The sequence below is a fragment of the Saccharopolyspora antiqui genome (assembly GCF_052246905.1).
GTDB lineage: Bacteria > Actinomycetota > Actinomycetes > Mycobacteriales > Pseudonocardiaceae > Saccharopolyspora.
The window spans coordinates 98,468-118,374 of the sequence record NZ_JBQQBO010000005.1 but is presented as its reverse complement, the minus strand read 5'-3'; the positions used below and the strand labels follow the sequence as shown (position 1 = coordinate 118,374).

General features: G+C 70.3%; 19 protein-coding genes. 13 read left to right on the top strand and 6 right to left on the bottom strand.

The annotated features are described in order from the left end of the window. The first annotated feature begins 36 nt into the window (after positions 1 to 36). Positions 37 to 312 carry a YlcI/YnfO family protein gene (locus tag ACTWQN_RS10995; protein WP_443203293.1) on the top strand — a complete coding sequence of 92 codons (276 nt, stop codon included), beginning with the start codon at positions 37 to 39 and terminating at the stop codon, positions 310 to 312. Further along, positions 312 to 719 carry a PIN domain-containing protein gene (locus ACTWQN_RS10990; RefSeq protein ID WP_443203292.1) on the top strand — a complete coding sequence of 136 codons (408 nt, stop codon included), beginning with the start codon at positions 312 to 314 and terminating at the stop codon, positions 717 to 719. Before ACTWQN_RS10995 ends, ACTWQN_RS10990 begins: the two co-directional genes overlap by 1 nt. Here the strand turns inward: ACTWQN_RS10990 and hemW are convergent, their stop codons facing one another. Continuing rightward, positions 720 to 1,949 (bottom strand): radical SAM family heme chaperone HemW, encoded by a 1,230-nt coding sequence (gene hemW / locus ACTWQN_RS10985; protein WP_443203291.1) that lies wholly within the window; start codon positions 1,947 to 1,949, stop codon positions 720 to 722. A 66-nt stretch (positions 1,950 to 2,015) separates the two neighbouring features. On the opposite strand from hemW, the gene ACTWQN_RS10980 reads away from it, so the two are divergent. From ACTWQN_RS10980 to ACTWQN_RS10930, 11 genes are all read left to right on the top strand, one after another. Then, the gene (locus ACTWQN_RS10980; RefSeq protein WP_443203290.1) at positions 2,016 to 2,108 is read left to right on the top strand and encodes a putative leader peptide; all 93 of its coding nucleotides are present in this window, start codon (positions 2,016 to 2,018) and stop codon (positions 2,106 to 2,108) included. Between the two features lie 113 nt (positions 2,109 to 2,221). Beyond that, the gene (locus tag ACTWQN_RS10975; RefSeq protein ID WP_443203289.1) at positions 2,222 to 3,919 is read left to right on the top strand and encodes a nitrite/sulfite reductase; all 1,698 of its coding nucleotides are present in this window, start codon (positions 2,222 to 2,224) and stop codon (positions 3,917 to 3,919) included. Beyond that, the gene (locus tag ACTWQN_RS10970) at positions 3,916 to 4,107 is read left to right on the top strand and encodes a hypothetical protein (RefSeq protein WP_443203288.1); all 192 of its coding nucleotides are present in this window, start codon (positions 3,916 to 3,918) and stop codon (positions 4,105 to 4,107) included. Before ACTWQN_RS10975 ends, ACTWQN_RS10970 begins: the two co-directional genes overlap by 4 nt. After that, entirely contained in the window at positions 4,104 to 4,829 is a 726-nt protein-coding gene (locus tag ACTWQN_RS10965; RefSeq protein ID WP_443203287.1) for a phosphoadenylyl-sulfate reductase, read from the top strand. Before ACTWQN_RS10970 ends, ACTWQN_RS10965 begins: the two co-directional genes overlap by 4 nt. A 65-nt stretch (positions 4,830 to 4,894) precedes the next feature. Next, positions 4,895 to 5,860, top strand: coding sequence for a sulfate adenylyltransferase subunit CysD (cysD, locus tag ACTWQN_RS10960; protein WP_443203286.1), 966 nt, complete (start codon positions 4,895 to 4,897; stop codon positions 5,858 to 5,860). A 479-nt stretch (positions 5,861 to 6,339) separates the two neighbouring features. Further along, a complete protein-coding gene (locus ACTWQN_RS10955) occupies positions 6,340 to 7,686 on the top strand; it encodes a sulfate adenylyltransferase subunit 1 (RefSeq protein WP_443203285.1) in 1,347 nt (448 codons plus the stop codon). A gap of 7 nt (positions 7,687 to 7,693) precedes the next feature. Further along, complete coding sequence (locus ACTWQN_RS10950; RefSeq protein ID WP_443203284.1) at positions 7,694 to 8,461, top strand: sirohydrochlorin chelatase; 768 nt, start codon at positions 7,694 to 7,696, stop codon at positions 8,459 to 8,461. Between the two features lie 201 nt (positions 8,462 to 8,662). Further along, positions 8,663 to 8,896 (top strand): hypothetical protein, encoded by a 234-nt coding sequence (locus ACTWQN_RS10945; protein ID WP_443203283.1) that lies wholly within the window; start codon positions 8,663 to 8,665, stop codon positions 8,894 to 8,896. A gap of 269 nt (positions 8,897 to 9,165) precedes the next feature. Beyond that, entirely contained in the window at positions 9,166 to 13,809 is a 4,644-nt protein-coding gene (locus tag ACTWQN_RS10940; protein ID WP_443203282.1) for a type VII secretion system-associated protein, read from the top strand. A 6-nt stretch (positions 13,810 to 13,815) separates the two neighbouring features. After that, positions 13,816 to 16,182, top strand: a complete 2,367-nt coding sequence (locus tag ACTWQN_RS10935) for an ADP-ribosylglycohydrolase family protein (RefSeq protein ID WP_443203281.1) — start codon at positions 13,816 to 13,818, stop codon at positions 16,180 to 16,182. A 166-nt stretch (positions 16,183 to 16,348) separates the two neighbouring features. Beyond that, positions 16,349 to 17,125, top strand: coding sequence for an enoyl-CoA hydratase-related protein (locus ACTWQN_RS10930; protein ID WP_443203280.1), 777 nt, complete (start codon positions 16,349 to 16,351; stop codon positions 17,123 to 17,125). Positions 17,126 to 17,134: 9 nt separating this feature from the next. Here ACTWQN_RS10930 and ACTWQN_RS10925 read toward each other — a convergent pair whose 3' ends face one another. From ACTWQN_RS10925 to mmsB, 5 genes are all read right to left on the bottom strand, one after another. Beyond that, complete coding sequence (locus ACTWQN_RS10925) at positions 17,135 to 17,743, bottom strand: Uma2 family endonuclease (protein ID WP_443203279.1); 609 nt, start codon at positions 17,741 to 17,743, stop codon at positions 17,135 to 17,137. 61 nt (positions 17,744 to 17,804) lie between these two features. Further along, entirely contained in the window at positions 17,805 to 18,173 is a 369-nt protein-coding gene (locus ACTWQN_RS10920) for a barstar family protein (RefSeq protein ID WP_443203278.1), read from the bottom strand. Between the two features lie 49 nt (positions 18,174 to 18,222). After that, positions 18,223 to 18,633: a guanyl-specific ribonuclease gene (locus ACTWQN_RS10915; RefSeq protein WP_443203277.1), complete on the bottom strand. Its 411-nt coding sequence runs from the start codon at positions 18,631 to 18,633 to the stop codon at positions 18,223 to 18,225. Then, positions 18,630 to 18,872 (bottom strand): hypothetical protein, encoded by a 243-nt coding sequence (locus ACTWQN_RS10910; RefSeq protein ID WP_443203276.1) that lies wholly within the window; start codon positions 18,870 to 18,872, stop codon positions 18,630 to 18,632. The genes ACTWQN_RS10915 and ACTWQN_RS10910 overlap by 4 nt, the downstream gene beginning before the upstream one ends. 119 nt (positions 18,873 to 18,991) lie before the next feature. Then, the gene (gene mmsB / locus ACTWQN_RS10905; protein ID WP_443203275.1) at positions 18,992 to 19,882 is read right to left on the bottom strand and encodes a 3-hydroxyisobutyrate dehydrogenase; all 891 of its coding nucleotides are present in this window, start codon (positions 19,880 to 19,882) and stop codon (positions 18,992 to 18,994) included. Between the last annotated feature and the right edge of the window lie 25 nt (positions 19,883 to 19,907).

The following is a 19,907-nucleotide window of genomic DNA, read 5'->3' as shown; positions in this document are numbered from 1 at the left end:
TACCAATCTCGGTGCCAGAATTGGTACCATGAGCTCATGGCTCTCAATCTACGCCTTCGCGCGGACGCGGAAGACGCGTTGCGCGCCGAATCAGAGCGGTCAGGCCGTTCTCAGCAGGAGATTCTCCGCGAGGCGGTGGACCGCTATCTCGGGCTCACCGCTGCCGCCGAACCGAAGCACGAGTGGGACCATCTGATCACCTCGGGCAAAGTGCTCCTGCCGAGGAGCCCCTACCGCAAGGTGGTGCCGACCAAGACGCTCCCAGCGGGCCAGCGCACGATCGATCTGCTGGATCGCGAGGACCGTTTCTGATGCGCGTGTACCTCGACAGCAGCGCGCTGATCAAGCGCGTGATCCGCGAGCCGGAGTCCGATGCGCTCGTTGCGGAACTCGATGACCTTGCTCGCAGCCAGGCACTTCTCGTGTCGACCACATTGGCTTGGACCGAAGTCGCCCGTGTGCTCCGAGCCAACCGGGACACGACGTTCCGGGAAGTGGCTGCCGAACTGCGAGACGCGATGAGCGGAATCGCCGAGCATCCGCTCGACTCCGAGATCATGAATCTTTCCCGCAGGATCGAGCCGAACCGGCTGCGCTCACTCGATGCGATTCACCTTGCGGCGGCAATCGCTCTCGACGCCGATCTGTTGATCACCTATGACACCAGGCTCAGCGAAGCCACGACCCTTAACGGACTACAGGTCAGCTCTCCCACCTGATCACGCGATCAGGCGTTGGACAACGCCGTCGGCGAGCAGGCGGCCTCGGTCCGTCAGGACGCAGCGGCCCGCCGTCAGGGCATCGCGGCGCAACAGGCCGTCGGCCACCGCTTGTTTCGCCGCCAGGCGGCCGGATTCGTCGAGGACTTCCACCGGGAGGCCGGTGGCCAGCCGGAGCTCCAGCATGATCCGCTCGACCCGCTGGTCCTCGGCGTCGAGCAACTCACGACCGGCGGCCGGGGACTTCCCCTCCGCCAGCAGCGCCGCGTAGCGGGCCGGGTGCTTGACGTTCCACCAGCGGACACCGCCGACGTGGCTGTGCGCGCCCGGTCCGGCGCCCCACCAGTCGCCGCCCTGCCAGTAACCGAGGTTGTGGTGGCAGCGCGCCTGGTCGTCGCGGGCCCAGTTGGACACCTCGTACCAACCCAGACCGGCTCCGCCGAGCACGCCATCGATCAGCTCGTAGCGGTCGGCCAGCACGTCGTCGTCGGGCATCGGCAGTTCACCGCGGCGGACCTTGCGGGCCATCGCGGTGCCGTCCTCGACGATCAGCGAATACGCCGAGACGTGATCGACCCCGGTGGCCAGCACCGCGTCCAGCGAGGCCCGCAGGTCGTCGTCGGACTCCCCCGGTGTGCCGTAGATCAGGTCCAGGTTGACGTGCTCGAAACCGGCCTCGCGCGCCTCGCGGACCGCGGCGGCGGCGCGGCCCGGGGTGTGCCGCCGGTCCAGCACCCGCAGCACGTGCTCGGCCGCCGACTGCATGCCCAGCGAGACCCGGGTGAACCCGGCTTCGCGGATCCCGGCGAAGAACTCCGGCGAAGTCGACTCCGGATTGGATTCGGTGGTGATCTCCGCCGCACCGCTCAACCCGAACGAACCGCGGATGGCCGCCAGGACCGCCCCCAACCGCCGCGCGCCGAGCAGCGACGGCGTGCCGCCGCCGACGAACACCGTCTGCGCCGCCGGGACCGGCCGATCACCCGCAGCCAGCGCCCGCGCGCCCAGCTCCAACTCTGCCCGCAAACCCGCCAGCCAACTACCGAAACTCGCTGATGAGCCCAGCTCATCGGCGGTGTAGGTGTTGAAGTCGCAGTACCCGCAGCGGGTGGCGCAGAACGGCACGTGGACGTACACCCCGAACGGCCGCGAACCCAGCCCGGTCAGGGCTTCCGGCGGCAGCGATCCGTCGACCGGCGCGGGTTCACCGACGGGCAGTTGAGCAGGCACTCCACCACTGTCTCACCATCCGGATGGGGTTGGACCGCCCGGTGAGCGCGTGGCAGGCTGCACGACATGGGTGTGCCCTTGCCAAGGCTCCTGCTGGTCACCCGCCGCTACGTGGACCTGCGGCGAGTGTCCAGCGCACTGTGCCGCGCCATGGGTTGATCCCCCGCCGCGTTCTGCATTGTCCAGTCGGCGCTGGGGGCGCCGAGCAGTGATAACCGTCACCGACGGGATTCCCTGGCGGCGCTACCGCGCCTGAATCCCGGAGGTCGGACATGGTCCCCCCTGCGGACGCCCCTACTCGTCCCGCCCGCAAGCGCAAGGCGCGTGGCGAGGGCCAGTGGGCGCTCGGTTACCGCGAGCCGCTCAACGCCAACGAGCGCTCCAAGAAGGACGACAACCCGCTGAACGTTCGGCAGCGCATCGAGACGATCTACGCCCTGGGCGGTTTCGATTCGATCGACCCGGCCGATCTGCGGGGTCGGTTCCGCTGGTGGGGCCTGTACACGCAGCGCGCACCGGGCATCCCCGGCGCGCGCACCGGCACGATCGAGCCCGAGGAGCTCGACGACCGCTACTTCATGCTGCGGGTCCGCATCGATGGCGGTGCGTTGACCACCGAGCAGCTGCGCACCATCGGTGAGATCTCCCAGACCTACGCGCGCGACACCGCCGACCTGACCGACCGGCAGAACGTCCAGCTGCACTGGGTGCGGGTCGAGGACATGCCGACCATCTGGCAGAAGCTGGAATCCGTGGGGCTGTCGACCACCGAGGCGTGCGGTGACTGCCCGCGCGTGGTGCTGGGTTCGCCGGTGGCCGGGATCGCCGCGGACGAGATCATCGACGCCACCCCGGCGATCGCGGAGATCACCGAGCGCTTCATCGGCGACCGCTCGCTGTCCAACCTGCCGCGCAAGTTCAAGAGCGCGATCTCCGGTTCGCCGCGCTGGGACACCGTGCCGGAGATCAACGACATCTCGCTGGTCGGTGTCGTGCACCCGGAGCACGGGCCCGGTTTCGACCTGTGGGTCGGCGGCGGGCTGTCGACGAACCCGAAGCTGGCGGTGCGGCTGGGCGCCTGGGTGCCGCGCGACGAGGTCGCCGAGGTGTGGCACGGCGTGGTGCAGGTCTTCCGCGACTACGGCTACCGGCGGCTGCGGCACCGGGCCCGGATCAAGTTCCTGGTGGCCGACTGGGGTGCGGAGAAGTTCCGCCAGGTGCTGGAGGACGAGTACCTGGGCCGCAAGCTGATCGACGGCCCGGCCCCGGAGACCCCGGTGGGTCACCGCGACCACATCGGGGTGCACCCGCAGGTCGACGGCAACCGCTACGTCGGCGCGAAGTCGGCGGCGGGCCGGGTCAGCGGTTCGACGCTGGTGGAGGTCGCCAAGGCCGCCGAGCGGGTCGGGTCCAAGCGCATCCGCACCACCGTCGAGCAGAACCTGCTGGTCCTCGACGTGCCGAAGTCCGAAGTGGACGCTCTGGTCGCGGACCTGGCCAAGGTGGGCATGCAGACCGATCCGTCGCCGTGGCGGCGCAGCGTGATGGCCTGCACCGGCATCGAGTTCTGCAAGCTGGCCATCGTGGAGACCAAGCAGCGGGCGATCGAGCTGGTCGGCGACCTGGAGCAGCGGCTGGCCGACATCCAGGGCGAGATCGAGAACCCGGTGACGATCAACCTCAACGGCTGCCCGAACGCGTGCGCCCGCACCCAGGTCGCCGACATCGGCCTGAAGGGCCAGATGGTGCCGGACAGCAACGGAAACCAGGTCGAGGGCTTCCAGGTGCACCTCGGCGGCGGTCTCGGCGTGGACGCCGGGTTCGGCCGCAAGATCCGCGGCCACAAGGTGACCTCGACCGAGCTCGGTGACTACGTGGAGCGCCTAGTGCGCCGCTACCTGGACCAGCGCGGTGACGGCGAGCGGTTCGCGCAGTGGGTGGCGCGGGCCGAGGAGGACGACCTCAAGTGAGCCAGCCGGAAGGCCGGGCGGTGCCGTTCTACTGCCCGTACTGCGGGGACGAGGAGCTCGTCCCCGAGGCCGAACCGGCTGGTGCGTGGCAGTGCCAGGCGTGCCTGCGGGTCTTCACCGTGCGACTCGTCGGGCTCGCCCGCAGCGGAACCTTCGGAGCACCCCAAGGCGGAGACGGAGAGCCATGACTGCCGACACCACCACGAACATCGGCACCCGGCGCAGCGACAGCGAGCTGCGCGCACTGGTCGAGGCGGCCGCCCCAGCACTGGCCGAGGCCAGCGCCGAGGAAGCGCTGCGCTGGGCCGTGGACACCTTCGGCGACGGGCTGATCGTCGCGTCGAACATGCAGGACGCGGTGCTGGTCGACCTGGCGGCCAAGGTCAAGCCGGGCGTGGAGATCCTGTTCCTGGAGACCGGCTACCACTTCGCCGAGACCATCGGCACCCGAGACGCCGTGGCGCAGGTCTACGACGTCAACGTGGTCAACGCGATCCCGGCGCAGAGCGTCGCGGAGCAGGACGCCAGCGAGGGTCCCCGGCTGTTCGAGCGGGACTCGAACCGGTGCTGCTTCCTGCGCAAGGTGGTGCCGCTGCGCAACACGCTGGCCCGCTACGAGGCGTGGGTGACCGGGGTGCGCCGGGTGGAGGCACCGACGCGCGCCAACACACCGATCGTGACCTGGGACGAGCGCAACAACCTCGTCAAGATCAACCCGTTGGCGGCGTGGTCCGACGACGACGTGCAGCGCTACATCGACGAGCACGACGTGCTGGTCAACCCGCTGGTGTCAGCCGGTTATCCGTCGATCGGGTGCCAACCGTGCACGGCTAAGCCCGCACCGGGCGCCGATCCGCGCAGCGGGCGCTGGGCGGGCAGTGCGAAGACCGAGTGCGGACTGCACGGCTGAGGAACTTCGCCCGGCAGGTCATGGCAGGCCGACGGGCGCGGGTGCCCGCAGAACACGGAGGAGAAATGACGACAACCGATGCCGCCACGATCGGTGCCGCAGCCGAGTTGCCGAGCGATTCGCGGGCCGACGCACCGCCGCAGGTGGACAACCTGGACGCGCTGGAGTCCGAGGCGATCCACATCTTCCGCGAGGTGGCCGGAGAGTTCGACCGGCCGGTGATCCTGTTCTCCGGCGGCAAGGACTCCACGGTGCTGGTGCACCTGGCGCTGAAGGCCTTCTGGCCAGCACCGGTGCCGTTCCCGCTGCTGCACGTCGACACCGGGCACAACTTCCCGGAGGTGCTGGCCTTCCGCGACGCGCTGGTGGAGCGGCACGACCTGCGGCTGGAGGTCGCGTCGGTGCAGGACTACATCGACGACGGTCGGCTGCAAGAGCGGCCCGACGGCACCCGCAACCCGCTGCAGACCACGCCGCTGCTGGGCAGCATCGGCGAGCACCGGTTCGACGCGGTCTTCGGCGGCGGTCGCCGCGACGAGGAGCGGGCCCGTGCCAAGGAGCGGATCTTCAGCCTGCGCAACGCCTTCGGCCAGTGGGATCCGCGCCGCCAGCGCCCCGAGCTGTGGAACCTCTACAACGGCAAGCACCGGCCGGGCGAGCACGTCCGGGTGTTCCCGCTGTCGAACTGGACCGAGCTGGACGTCTGGCGCTACATCCAGCGGGAGAAGATCGAGCTGCCGGAGATCTACTACGCGCACCGCCGCGAGGTGTTCCTGCGCGATGGCATGTGGCTGACCGCGGGCCCGTGGGGCGGGCCGCGCGACGGCGAGGTCCCGTCGAGCAAGACCGTCCGCTACCGCACCGTCGGCGACGGTTCGTGCACCGGCGCGGTGGAATCCGAGGCGTACACAGTGGACGACGTGATCGCCGAGGTCGCGGCCAGCCGACTCACCGAGCGCGGCGCAACGCGGGCCGACGACCGCCTGTCGGAGGCGGCCATGGAAGACCGCAAACGCGAAGGCTACTTCTGATGCTGATGCTCGGAACGAACGGGAGGTGAGGATGCACTCGAAAACACCTGCCGTCAGGCGAGTGGCGAAGCCACTTCCGGCGGTAAACCGCAGCCGCGACACTCAACCAAGTCGTGCCCGAGTGCCGCAAGCGGCGAAGCCGCTTAGCCCACCCTCTCAACCGGCACCGCCGCGGGTTCTGAGAGGCATTCTCGCGAGGACAGCCACGACGCCGCGTATCGGACCATAAGTCGGGGATCCCGGAGTCGAGAATGCCTCTCAGAGCCTGTCTTCGACCTCGTTTTGCTTCGCGGTGCGGGTGGCAGACCTGGCGATTTCGCGCGAAAACGCCACCCGCCCCGCATGTGAGCCGGCGATTTCGCGCGAAATCGCCCACCTCACCCGAGGCGGACGGCCCGACACGACCACTTCAAAAACAGGCACTCAGGTTCCGCTACTCGCACCGCCACGCAAAACGACCAATGAAATGGGTTCCCTCAATGACCGAGACGAACACCCGGACTGCGCCGGACAGCGGCACCGAGGTGACCCTGCCGGTGCACACCGACCTGCTGCGGTTGGCCACCGCCGGATCCGTGGACGACGGCAAGAGCACGCTGGTCGGGCGGCTGTTGCACGACACCAAGTCGGTGCTGGCCGACCAGCTCGACGCGGTGCACCGGGCCAGCGCGGACCGCGGTCTGGCGACCCCGGACCTGTCGCTGCTGGTCGACGGCCTGCGCGCGGAGCGCGAGCAGGGCATCACCATCGATGTGGCCTACCGCTACTTCGCCACGCCCAAGCGCACCTTCGTGCTCGCCGACACCCCGGGGCACGTGCAGTACACCCGGAACACGGTCACCGGCGCGTCGACGGCCCAGCTGGCGGTGCTGCTGGTGGACGCGCGCAAGGGCGTCGTGGAGCAGACCCGGCGGCACGCGGCGGTGCTGGCGCTGCTGGGTGTGCCGCAGTTGGTGCTGGCGGTCAACAAGATCGACATGGTCGACTTCGACGAGGCGGTGTTCAACCGCATCGCAGCCGAGTTCGCCACGCACGCCAGCGCCCTGGGCTACCTCGACGGCTCCGTGGTGACGATCCCGGTTTCCGCGTTGCTGGGTGACAACGTGGTCGAGCGGTCCGCGAACACCCCCTGGTACAGCGGGCCTTCGCTGCTGGAGCACCTGGAGAGCGTGCCGGTGGCGCCGGATCCGCACGACGCGCCGCTGCGGATGCCGGTGCAGTACGTGATCCGCCCGCGCACCGCCGAGTACCCGGACTACCGGGGTTACGCGGGCCAGATCGCCGCCGGTGTGGTCGCCGAAGGCGACGAGGTCGTCGTGCTGCCCGCCGGGGTGCGCACCCGGGTGTCCAAGGTGGACACTCCGGACGGCGCGAAGCCGCGGGCCGCGGCGGGGCATTCCGTCACGCTGCTGCTGGCCGATGACGTGGACATCTCGCGCGGTGACCTGATCGCCGCCGCGGATGCTCCGCCGCAGCTGACCGACGAGCTGGACGCCACCGTCTGCTGGCTGGCCGAGAAGCCGCTGCACCCGGGCGCCAAGGTGCTCGTCAAGCACGGCACGCGCACCGTGCAGGCCATCGTCACCGAACTGTCCGCCCGTTTCGACGAACAGCAGTTGTCCAGTGTGGACGACCCGGATTCGTTGCAGCTCAACGAGATCGGCCTGGTGCGGTTGCGCACCGCGGAGCCGCTGCCGATCGACGAGTACGCCGCGAGCCGACGCACCGGGTCGTTCCTGGTGATCGATCCCGCCGATGGCACCACGCTGGCCGCCGGGCTGATCGGGGTGCCGCTGGCGCCGCTGGCCGCCAGCGCGTCGAGATGAGCCGACCATGACCGCTCCACTGGTGGCTGTCGCGCACGGCAGCCGGGACCCGCGCTCCGCCGCGACCATCCACGCCCTGCTGGACGTGGTCCGGTCGATGCGGCCGGATCTCGACGTGCGCGTGGCGTTCCTGGACCTGTCGGCACCGCGGGTCGGCGACGTGCTCAGCGCGGTGCACGGTGCCGGGCACCCCGCCGCCGTGGTCGTTCCGCTGCTGCTGGGCCGCGCCTTCCACGCCCGCGTCGACGTGCCCGCCGCGGTCGCCGACGCGCAGCGGCGGTACCCGCGGTTCCAGGTGCACATCTGCGATGTCCTCGGTCCCGATCCGAGGCTGGACGAGGCGGCGTGGCGGCGCATGGCCGAGGCCGGGGTATCGGCGGACGACCCGGACCTGGGCGTGATCCTGGCGGGCGCGGGTTCGTCGCACGCCCCGGCGAACCGGCTGGTCTCGGCGGTCGCCGCGCGCTGGCAGGCCAAGGCGTCCTGGGCCGGGGCGAGCGCGGCGTTCGCCGCAGCGGCCGAGCCCGGTGTTCCGGCGGCGATCGAGGCGTTGCGCGCCCGTGGGGCGCGGCGCTTCGCGGTCGGTTCCTGGTTCCTGGCGCCGGGTCTGCTGCCGGACCGGATCAGCTCGCTGGCCCGCGAGTACGCCGCGGATCCGCTGATCGCGGCACCGATGGCCGACGACGTGGGCGTGGCCGACCTGGTCCTCCAGCGCTACACCGACACCCTCGCCGCGGCGACCAGCCCACGACTGCAACTGTCCGCAGCCCTGTGACGGCAGCCCTGTGACGTCGTGAGCGGAAACGCCGGTTCTTACCGAATTGACGCTCACTGGGTCTGGTGGGGAGGGCGGCGTCCCGGGCATGATGTGCCACGTGTCATCCAGCTGGGCACGCGAGCAGCGGTTGCGACTCGGATCCGCCCGACATCCCCGGTCGCTGCCGGATGGGGCGTTGCCGGACGCGGTGGGGGCCGGATGAACAGCCGACCTCATCTGATCGCGCGGGTGCGCGCCGAGTTCGCGCGCAGCGAGCAGGACAAGTCCTGCCACTTCTTCCCGCTGCCGGAGGACGACTCGCTGCCCGCGATCCTGCGCGCCTACTGCGGCTTCGGCATCGTCCCCGGCCAGGCGGAAGCACTCGACGGCCCGGCCGGAATGCCGTGCATGCCCTGCCTGATGGTCGCCGCGCTCGCCGACAACACCGTCTGAGGAGCCAATTCGCCAGCGCAACCGGGTAGCTCCGGGCTGGCGCGCGGCCGCATGGGGAACTCCCACACCCCATTAACTCTAAGTTGTTCTTCCGAACACTAAGCTTCACCCCATGTGGTCATGAGAGAGTTCATTGCCAGCGTCTGGACGGGGAACCGACCGCTCCCTGTGCACGTCGTACCCGTCAGGCCCGCGCTATCGAGTGACCGCCGGGGTTGTGGGGGCGATCAATGCAAGGCTGGACGAGGAGTCGGGGACAACAGCGCGAGATGAACACGCAGCAACCGAGTCGACCGGTCATCACGTCGGCCATGCGCGAGCAGGCCATGAAGCAGCCAAACACCTGGCTCTACGTGGTCGACCCGATCTTCACCGACCCCAACGCCGAAGTCCCGCCGTGGGGCTTCATCGGCGGTTACCGGGTCGACGAGCAGGGCGAGATCACCGATGACTTCTCGCCGAACCCGAACTACCGGCCGTCGCCGGTGGCGCTGCGGTTGCCCGCGCCGACCAACGACGTCGAGCGCGCCCTGCAACTGACCACCACCGGCTACGCGCAGGGGCACTCGCTGCTGACCGCGATGCTGGACGCCGAACTGATCCTGTTCGCGCAGCCCCAGGGCAGCGGGCTGTTCACGATGGAGCACGAGTCCGGCCGCCGACAACTCCAGGTGTTCACCTCGGAGGCGTTCCTGCCGTCGAACTGGACGACCTGGCAGCGGATGACCGGTCGACAACTGGCCGGTCACAACCTCACCGGCATCGACGTGCAGGTGAACCCGACCAGCCCGGTCAAGGCGCGGCTGCCCGCCGAGGACCTCGCCAAGGCCGCTTCGGCGGTCCCGCCGAAGACGCCGGGCACGCCGGTGTCCTCGCCGCCCAACGGAACACCGGTGATGGCACCGGGCGCGCTCCCGCCGCAGGGTGAGCAACCAGCGGCCGAAGCGCCTGCGGCCAAGCCGGAACCGCCGGTGGATCCCGCCGAAACCGAATTCGGCCGCCGGTTCCTGGGTTCGATGCTGGCCGGTGCGATCGGCGACGCGCTCGGCGCGCCGGTGGAGTTCTACCCGGTGGACCAGATCCGCAGCCGGTTCGGCGCGATGGGCGTCACCGAGTACGACCGCACCGGCGAGCAGCCGGGCGAGTTCACCGACGACACCCAGATGACGCTGTTCACCCTGGAAGGCCTCATCCGAGGGCACGTCGCGGCTCGCGAAAGCGGTGCCGGCAGCCCGCTTTCCGCGGTCCAGCTGGCCTACCAGCGCTGGCTGCACACCCAGGGATACGCGTGGATGCGCGCCGCGGGACCGTTCGCGATGAGCCATCCCAAGCCCAACGGCTGGCTGATCGAGCAGCGCGACCTGTTCGCCGTGCGCTCGCCGAACAGCAGCTGCATCACCGCGCTGCGCGAGTTCGCCTCGGTGGGCGCGCCCGGCACCTTCGAGCGACCGATCAACGATTCCCAGGACTGCGGTGGCGTGGTGCGGGCAGCGCCGGTGGCGCTGTGGTCCGACGACCCGAAGCAGGTCTTCGAGTTGGCCGCGGGCACCGCGGCGCTGACCTACTCGCAACCCAACGGCTACCTCCCGGCCGGTGTGCTGGCGGTCCTGGTCCACCAGCTGCTGCGCGAGCAGTCGCTGGAGGACTCGCTGCGGCTGGCCCGTGCCCTGCTCGTGCAGTACCGGGCGCACGAAGACACCGAGCGCGCCCTGCAGGCGGCCGAAGACCTCGCGCAGCGCGGGAAACCGAGCCCGGAGCAACTCAAGGACACGCTGGGCGGCGGCTGGACCGGCCACGAGGCGCTGGCCATCGCGGTGTGCTCGGCGCTGAGCACCGACACCATCGCCGCCGCGCTGATGATGGCGGTCAACCACTCCGGTGACAGCGACTCGACCGCGGCGATCTGCGGCAACATCGTCGGTGCCCGATACGGCGCGCCCGCGCTGCCGGGCGTGTGGCTGCGCGACCTCAAGCAGCGCGAAGTCATCGAGGCGCTGGCGAAGGACGCGTTGCTGGAGTTCAGCGCGACACCGCCGGGCGGCGACGGGTGGCACACCCGCTACCCGGCCGGTGGTGACATCTCCGACCTGGTCTTCACCTCCACCCTGCCGCTGGTCGGCGCGGAACCGGCTGCGGCGGCGCCAGTCGCCGAGCCCGCGGCCGAGGAAGCTCCGGAAGCCGAGCCCGCACCTGTCGAGGCTGCCGAACCGGCACCGGTGGCCGAGCCCGCGCCGGTCCGGCCAGTGGTCGTTGCGACTCCCGAACCGGTGGCGGCCAAGGCCGCGCAGGCGCCGAACGCTGACACGACCGACCTGCGGCCGCACCGGATCCTGGGATTCCTGCTCGGCGGTGCCGTCGGAGACGCGCTCGGCTACCCCGTCGAGGACGACTCGCTGCAGGACATCCGCCGCAAGTACGGCGAATCGGGGCTGACCGACTTCGTCGACGCGCACCGGCCCGGTGGCTCGATCAGCGACGAAACCCAGATGACCCTGTTCACGCTGGAAGGTCTCGTCCGGGCCAACATCCGCCGTCGGCTCTACGGCGAGAACGAACCGGCCACCCAGGTGCAGCACGCCTACCAGCGCTGGCTGCACACCCAGGGCTTCGACTGGAAGGAAGCCGGCGGGCCGCTGACCGGGCACCCGCCGGACGGCTGGCTGATCAAGGAGAAGGGCCTGTTCGTCCGCCGCGCGCCTGCCACCACCTGCATCCAGGCGTTGCACGGCTACGCGGGCGGCAACAAGCAGGGCTCGTTCACCAACCGGCTCAACGACTCGAAGAGCTGCGGCGCGGTGATGCGGGCCGCGCCGGCCGGGTTGTGGTCCACCGACGCGACCGAGGCGTTCCAGGTCGGCGCGATGACCGCGGTGCTGACCCACGGCCACCCCAGCGGCTACCTGCCAGCCGGGGCGCTCGCGGTGATCATCCAGCAACTGCTGGCCGTCCGATCGCTGCCCGAGGCGGTGGACCGCGCGCTCATCGAACTGTCCACATGGGACGGACATGAGGAGACCAGCGCCGCGCTGCGGCGGGCCATCGAGCTGGCCACCGCTGGCACTCCGACGCCAGAGCAGATCCACGAGTTCCTCGGTGAGGGCCGCTCCGGCGAACAAGCGCTGGCGATCGCGGTGTGCGCGGCGCTCACCTATCCGGAATCGTTCGCGGACGCGGTGGTCCTGGCCGCCAACCACTCCGGCGACAGCGACTCCACCGCGGCGATCTGCGGCAACATCATGGGCGCCGCGCACACCGCGGCGGCGGTTCCGCAGGTCTGGCGGGACAAGCTGGAGCTGCGCGAGGTCATCGAAGCGCTGGCCGCCGACGCGGTCCGGGAGTTCAGCCCGAAGCCGCCGATCGACGCGGAGTGGTTGCAGCGCTACCCGGTCGGCCGCAAAGGATCCGTGGTGCGGCCGCCGGAGGGCGTTGTCGAACCACCGGCCCCGCCGGAAGAACCGGCCGAAGCGCCAGAACCGCCCGAACCCGCCGCCCAGGCGCCGGTGGTCGAGGCGGCCGAACCCGCGCCAGCAGTTGAGGGACCAGTCATCGAGGAGCCAGTCGTCGAGGAGCCAGTCATCGACGAGCCGATCGTCGCGGAGCCGGTCGCGGAAGCACCGGTCGAGGCCGCGGACGAAGCCGACGACAGCCTGTCCGACGAGGAACTGCGGCTGCTCGCCGCGTGGCGCAAGTTCCGCGACAACGACGACGGGAACTCCACCGACCTCACGCAGGGCCTGCACAAGCTGCTCGTCGAGGCCTTCGGCGCGGAACGCGCGGCGCAGCTGGTCGGGGAGGCCGCGGCCGAGCCGGAACCGGAAGGCGAGCTCGCCGCCGAGACCCAGGTCCAGCCCACCCGCCGCGAGCGGTTCGAGGGCTGCGTGCTGGGTACGGCCGTCGGCGACGCCCTCGGCGCACCGTGGCTGTTCGCCGACCTGCGCACGATCCTGCACGACAACCCCGAAGGGATCCGGGAATTCGCCGCGTCCTTCGGCCGCCCCGGCACCGCCACGGCGTACACGCAGCAGACGGCCTTCCTGCTCGACGGCCTGATCCGGGCGACCATCCGCGCCACGCTGCGCGGCGTCCCGGCGCAGCGGCCGGACATGGTGCGTTCGACGCTGCAGCACTGGCTGCACACGCAGGGCGCGCGGTTGGATCCGAACCTGCCGTTCGGGGTGCTCGCCGAGACCGAAGTGCTGCGCGCACAACGGTTCCCGGACGACGCGTCGCTGACCGCCCTGGCGCGGTGGAGCGACCGCCAGGAGACCCCGACGCCGGGCAACCCGCCGAACTCCGCGCGCACCGCGGCTGCCACGGTGCGCGGGGCCGCGGTGGGCTTCGAGGTCCAGGACCCGCAGGACGCGATCTCGCTGGGCGCGGAGATCGCCGTGGTGACCCACGGTCACCCGGACGGCTACCTCCCAGCGGGTGCGCTGGCCGGGCTGGTTTGCGCGCTGGACAACGGCCAGACCCTCGCCGAAGCGGTGCAAACGGTGCTGGCCGAGCTGGACCAGCTGGAAGGCGCCGAGACCACCGCACAAGGGCTGCGTGCCGCGCTCGAACTCGCCGCGAACGGCCCGGTTTCACCGACGGCGTTGGAACCGCTGGGGCTGGGGTGGCACGCGCCGGAAGCACTGGCCATCGCGGTCGCGTCCGCGTTGTCGCACCCGAACTCCTTCGCCGACGCGGTGTCGCTGGCGGCCACCCACGCCGGGAACAGCGCGGCGACCGCGGCCATCTGCGGCAGCCTGCTGGGCGCCGCCCGGGGTGTCCAGGAGATCCCGGCGGAGTGGTCCGCCGAGCTGGAGCTCGGGGAAGTGCTGACCCAACTGCTGACCGACGCGGACCGCGCCAGAACGGAAATCGAGACCGACGGGCCGGTGCCCGACTGGGCACAGCGCTACCCCGGATAATCCACTGTGGATGATCTCGGGCTCGACGACGCGGAACGAGCACTGCTGGCGGCCTGGCGCGAAACGCGCGCGACAAGCCGTCGCGACCCGGTGGAGCAGCAACTGCTGGACACCTGGCGGCAGTGGCGCCGACATCCCGCCACCCGGCCGCTTTGGGCGACGGCCCTGCAACACCGGCTCCGAGCCGAAGTGCCGCCAGCACCCGCCACCGGCCTGGCCGATCGGCACGGCGCGCTGCCCGAGGCCCCTGGCCGGTTGCTCGGCATGCTGCTGGGCGGCGCGGTCGGCGAATTCATCGCGGTCGGCCAGGTCGGACAGCGAACCACTGCCGTGCTCTTCGCGCTGGAAGGCCTGATCCGCGCGCACACCCGCGCGCGATCCGCTGGCGAGGGCGACCCGATCGGATCCACCCTCGGCGGGCTGCGGCGCTGGCTGCACACCCGCGGAATTCCGTGGCGCGACTGCGGAACCGACACCGCGCGGCCCAGCGGCTGGCTGGTCGGCGAGCCCGCACTGCACTCCACCAACAGCGACGACGCGACGATGCTCACCGCGCTCGCCCGAGTCGCCGCCGGGCACCCCGCCGGTTCCCGGCAACAGCCGATCAACGGCTCGGACACCGCGACCGCCGTGCCGCTGGGCGCGCTCGCCGCGCTGTGGTCGGGTGACCCCGGCACGGTGTTCGCACTCGGCGGTGACCTCGCCGCGCTCACCCACGGCCACCCGAACGGACACAGCCCGGCCAGCGTGCTGGGAGTCGCGGTGCTGTGGTTGCTACGTGGGAACTCGCTGCAAACCTCGCTGGGCCAGGGGCTTTCCGGCTGGCAGTCGGCACGCACACCGTTGACCCGCGCGCTGCGGCTCGGTCGGAGCAGCCCAGCCGGGCTCCGACCCGGCCGAGCGCATCTGGACGCGATGCGCCCCGGACGCAGCGGCCTGGACGCGCTGGCCGTCGCGGTCCGGGTCGCGACCGCCTGCGAGGACGACTTCGCCGGGGCCATCCGCTCGGCCAGCGAGCACAGCGGCGACGCGGCGACTTCGGCGATGTTGTGCGGACAGCTGCTCGGCGCGCTGCACGGTCCGACGGCCATTCCCGCCGAGTGGCTGGCGGACCTGCCGATCACCGCGCTGGTCGAGCGGCTCGCAGCAGACGCGGCCACCGAATTCGGCCCCTACCCGGACGAGTCGGACCAGTGGGAACGCCGTTACCCGCCAACCGAATCCGCCGAACCACCAGCACCGTCCACAACGGACTACCGCACCGGGCTCACCGCGGTGCCCCGATTGGCCGCCTCGCGCGACCGGTTCCTCGGCGCGGTGCTCGGCTGCGCGGTCGGGGAGGCCCTCGGCATGCCCATCGCCGCCGACGGCTGGGACGAGATCCGGTCCCGCCACGGCGCCGACGGCCTCACCGACTACATACCCGCCGGGCATCCCTCCGGGCGGCTCGGCAGCGACACCCAACTGCTGCTGTTCTCGCTGGAAGGCACCATCCGGGCCAACGTCAGCCGACGCACCACCGGCACCGAAGATCCGACCCGGCACATCCAGCACGCCTACCAGCGCTGGCTGCACACCCAACACCTGAGCTGGCCGCGCGCGGCGGGCGAATTCCTGCGCGGCACCCCGGTTCCGGACGGCTGGCTGGTCGGGCAGCGCGCGCTGTTCCAGACCCGCAACCCGGGCCGCACCATGATGCGCACCCTGATCGCCTTCGCCAAGGGCCAGCAGCCGATGGGCACCCCGGAGAACCCGGTCAGCGACTCGCAGGGCAGCAGCGCGATCATGCGCGCGGTTCCGGCCGCGCTGTGGAGCAACGACCCGGCCGAGGTCTTCCACGTCGGCACGAACACCGCCGCGCTCACCCACGGCCACCCGACGGCCTGGCTCAGCGCGGGAACGCTGGCGTTCCTGGTGTCGCGGCTGATGAACGGCGAACCGCTGGCCGCCGCGGTGGACGCGGCGCTGGAGCAGCTCGCCCCGCACACCGGCCACGAGGAGGTCAGCCGCCGGATCACGACCGCGGTGCGCCTGGCCCGCAGCGGCCGCATCCCGCCCGGCGACCTGGAACGCAGCATCGGCACCGGTGCCACGGCTGCCGAGGCGCTGGGCATCGGGCTGTACGCGGCGCTGGTGTGCGACGGCGATTTCGACGCGGCGCTGCCGGTGGCGGTGAACCACTCGGGCAACAGCGCGACGACGGGCGCGGTCTGCGGCAGCCTGATCGGCGCGGCATCGGGCGCGGAGCGGATCCCGGAGCGCTGGACTTCGGAGCTGGAACTCTACGACGTGATCGAACGCCTCGCCCACGACGCGGTCCTGGAGTTCGGCCCCCGCCCACCAACCTGGACCGACCGCTACCCACCCACCTGACCACACGAACCGGAACCGCTAGGCAGCTTCGCCCGAATACCCCGGTGCTCGCGTTCTCCGATCGGGTGAGGGGTGAAGGGCACCTTTCACCAACTAACTTGGTAGAAGGTGCCCTTCACCTCGATGCGTTGCTGGGTGGTGGCTGACGGCGGTTAACGTGCTTGGTATGGATGAACTCGTGCATCTCGTCGTCGAGCGCGGCATCGCCACGATCACGTTGGATTCGCCGCGCAATCGCAACGCGTTGTCCGCGCAGTTGCGGAGGGAGCTGCGGGCGCACCTGACCGCGGTGATCGCCGATGGCGCGGTGCGCGTGATCGTCCTGGCGCACACCGGGACGGTGTTCTGCGCCGGGATGGACCTGAAGGAATCCCGTTCGGCCGACGCCGAGCAGCAGGGAGTGCAGGAGTTCCCGGCGATCTTGGAACAGATCTGGACGAGTCCGAAACCGGTGGTCGCCAAGCTCGCCGGACCGGCCCGAGCCGGTGGTGTCGGCATCGTCGCCGCCTGCGACATCGCGGTCGCGGCCGAAACCGCCACCTTCGCCTTCTCCGAAGTCCGCATCGGCGTGGTGCCAGCGGTCATCTCGGTGACCGTGCTGCCCCGCCTCAACCCCCGCCAGGCGCACGAGTTGTTCCTGACCGGCGAGACCTTCGACGCCCGCAGGGCCACCGAGATCGGCCTGCTCAATTCCGCGGTCGCGGCCGATGCCCTGGACGCCGAAGTCGAGCGCTACACCGACATGCTCGCCCGCGGCGCCCCCAGGGCGCTGGCGGCCACCAAGGAAATGCTGAGCAGCCAACGACCGTCGAAGATGAGCGAGGCGTTCGCCCGGATGCTGGAACTGTCGGCGGAGCACTTCGCCGGAGCAGAAGGCCGGGAAGGCATGCGGGCCTTCGCCGAGAAGCGAAAGCCCGCCTGGGTGCCCGAAAACTCGAAGTGATCGGTCCTGTCAGCTGCCTTCGCCCCCGATGAACTTGCGCCATGCGCCGCCAGGACGCACCAGCCATCGCGGCACGATCTTGACGGGAAAGGGAAAGTTGGTTTCGAACGTATCCTCGCCGAGCACCTGCTGGACCTCGCGGTATTCACCATCCTCGTCGAGGCGCAGCTCCGCGAGTGCGACTTCATCCATTGTGGGATTGATGATCCAGTAGGCCTGGATGCCGAACTTGGCGTACTCATGTGTCTTGGTGTGGTAATCGCGGAAGACACTGCTGGGCGAGACGACCTCAACTGCGAGCAGCGGCGGCTTCACGAGATAGGGCGCGTCGAAGTCATCCGCTTTGATGACGAGCAGGTCTGGGATGCGATGGTGTGTACGTGCAGTGTTGAAGTTGATGCCCGCACCTTGCAACACCATGCACTCGTCGGGAGCGGCAACTCCGAGCTGGATGTGAAGCCTGCTCTCCGCGAGGGAATGAATACTCGCTGGCGACGGAGACACGTCAAGCCTCCCGTCGACAAGCTCGTAGCGGCGCCCGTCGTCGGGTAGCCGTTCCAGGTCGTCGACGGTCATCGGCGTGTGCTGCTCGTCCGCCCGCATGTTCACGACAGTCATACTGCCTCCTGTTCTGCACGGGAGCCAGCATTCCGAGACGCCCCGATTCACGAACGGGCGATCAAGACTTGGTCAGCACCGCTGTGAAGGTCCGGCCGCACATGGGGTGCTCCTCGGCATCGCGGAGGACTGCGTTGATGCGGCTGAAGGCTTTCGGGTCGTGCTTCGCGAGCGCCTGGAAGCCCGACCAGATGAGCACGTGCTCGCCCTCCGGCAGCCAGGACAGGTCCGTCAGGCAGTCGTAGAGGGCGTCGAGGTTGCGGCCCGCCCATTCCGGGAAGTCCAGCACCGCGGCGATCCCGTCCAGCGTGGTCCGCTTGCTGACCAGATCGGAGCCGTCCAGGACGTGCCCGATCGCGCCGCGCTGCTCCGCTTCCCGCACGGCCTCGCGCGCGGTCATGTCGGCGAACGGCTGCTCCACCTCGCTCACCGTCGGCTCCTTCCACACCTCGCCAGCCACTTCGTCGCAAACATCGCACTCAACCCGCGGTGTCTACAACCACGAACGACTCGTAGTGGTCGCCGGTGTAGTAAAGCTCGGAATGCGCGCCGGTGACCAGCCGCCGAGCGCCGCGATCAGAAGAGCCCGGGGTCGGCACGGTGTACTCGTGGTAGTAGCCCGGGTCCTGCCTGGGCAGCACGCCTTCCCGGTTGCCGAACACCACGCCGTCCTTGCCGGGGAAGGGAAACGGTCCACGCGTGGTGATCAGCCGCCAGGTCTGGCCGACCTCAGGTGGTAGCGCGGACAACTCCTGCACCGGCAGGCCCGACCCCACGCCGGGCACCGCCTGCCGCGCGCCGGTTCCCGCGTAGTCGCGGACGAACCAGCCGATGACGACCAGGGCGATGAGCCCGACCAGCGCCACCGAGATGCGCTTGCGCGAGGTCACGCCGCCGTCCCCTTCCCGTCCCGCCCGGTCTCACCGTCCCGGCGGCCGACCGGGGGTTCTGCGTCGCGGACCCGGGTGAGCTTCGCGCCGAGGCCGTCGATACCGCGGTCGATCACGCGGGCGAGCGCCCAGCACAGCGGCAGCAGCACCGCCAACACCAGGCTCACCTGCAGCGGGTAGGCCAACTGCACGAGCCACAGCTCGACACCGTCGTACCACTCGACCAGCCACTCCAACACAGAGCGTCAGGGTACGCGCGACCCGGCGACGCCGTGCGACACCCCGGCCCCAGCAACGACTACCCCGCGTGTATGTCGGACCCGGAGAGCAGGACTTGGCCGTCACCCGGGTGGACGCATCAGCGCTGGTCGGAGTGGTCCCGGACGGACTTGATGATCGCGCCGAAGTCGAAGCCGCCGCCGCCCTCGTTGTTGAACCGCTGGTAGAGCTCGGTGGCCAGGCGGCCGATGGCGGTTTCGGTGCCGCTGCGCTCCGCCGCCGAGGCGGCCAGCTTGAGGTCCTTGAGCATCAGCGCCGCCGCGAAGCCGGGCTCGTAGTCGTGGTTCGCGCGGCTGGTCTCCACCAGATCCGGCACCGGGCAGTTGGTGGTCAGCGCCCAGCACTGCCCCGTGGAGATCGACGCCACGTCGTAGAGCGCCTGGTGCGACAGCCCCAGCCGCTCCCCCAGCACGAACGCCTCGCTCACCGCGATCATGGACGCACCCAGGATGAGGTTGTTGCACATCTTGGTGACCTGGCCGTTGCCGGGCCCACCGCAGTGGATCACCTTCCGAGCCATCGGCGCCAACAGCGGTTCGGCGCGGTGGAAGTCCTCCTCGGCGCCGCCCACCATGAACGTCAGGGTGCCCGCCTCGGCGCCCGCGGTGCCGCCGGAGACCGGGGCGTCGATCGAGCCGAATCCGGCCTCGGCGGCCCGCTGGTGCGCCTGCCTGGCATCCGCGACATCCACAGTGGACGAATCGATCAGCAGGGCGCCGGGCTTGGCCGCCGCGAGCACCTCGTCGTAGCAGTCCAACACCTGCTTGCCGCCGGGCAACATGGTGATCACCGCGTCAGCGTCCATGACCGCCTCGGTCACCGATGTCACGGTGGTCACGCCGTGCCGATCGGCGACCTCCAGCGCCGCCGGGATCAGGTCGAAACCCTGCACCACGTGACCTGCCTTGACGAGATTCGCCGACATCGGACCGCCCATGTGGCCCAGCCCGATGAAACCGATGACAGCCATTGTCATTTCCCTTCTGCTTCAGCTC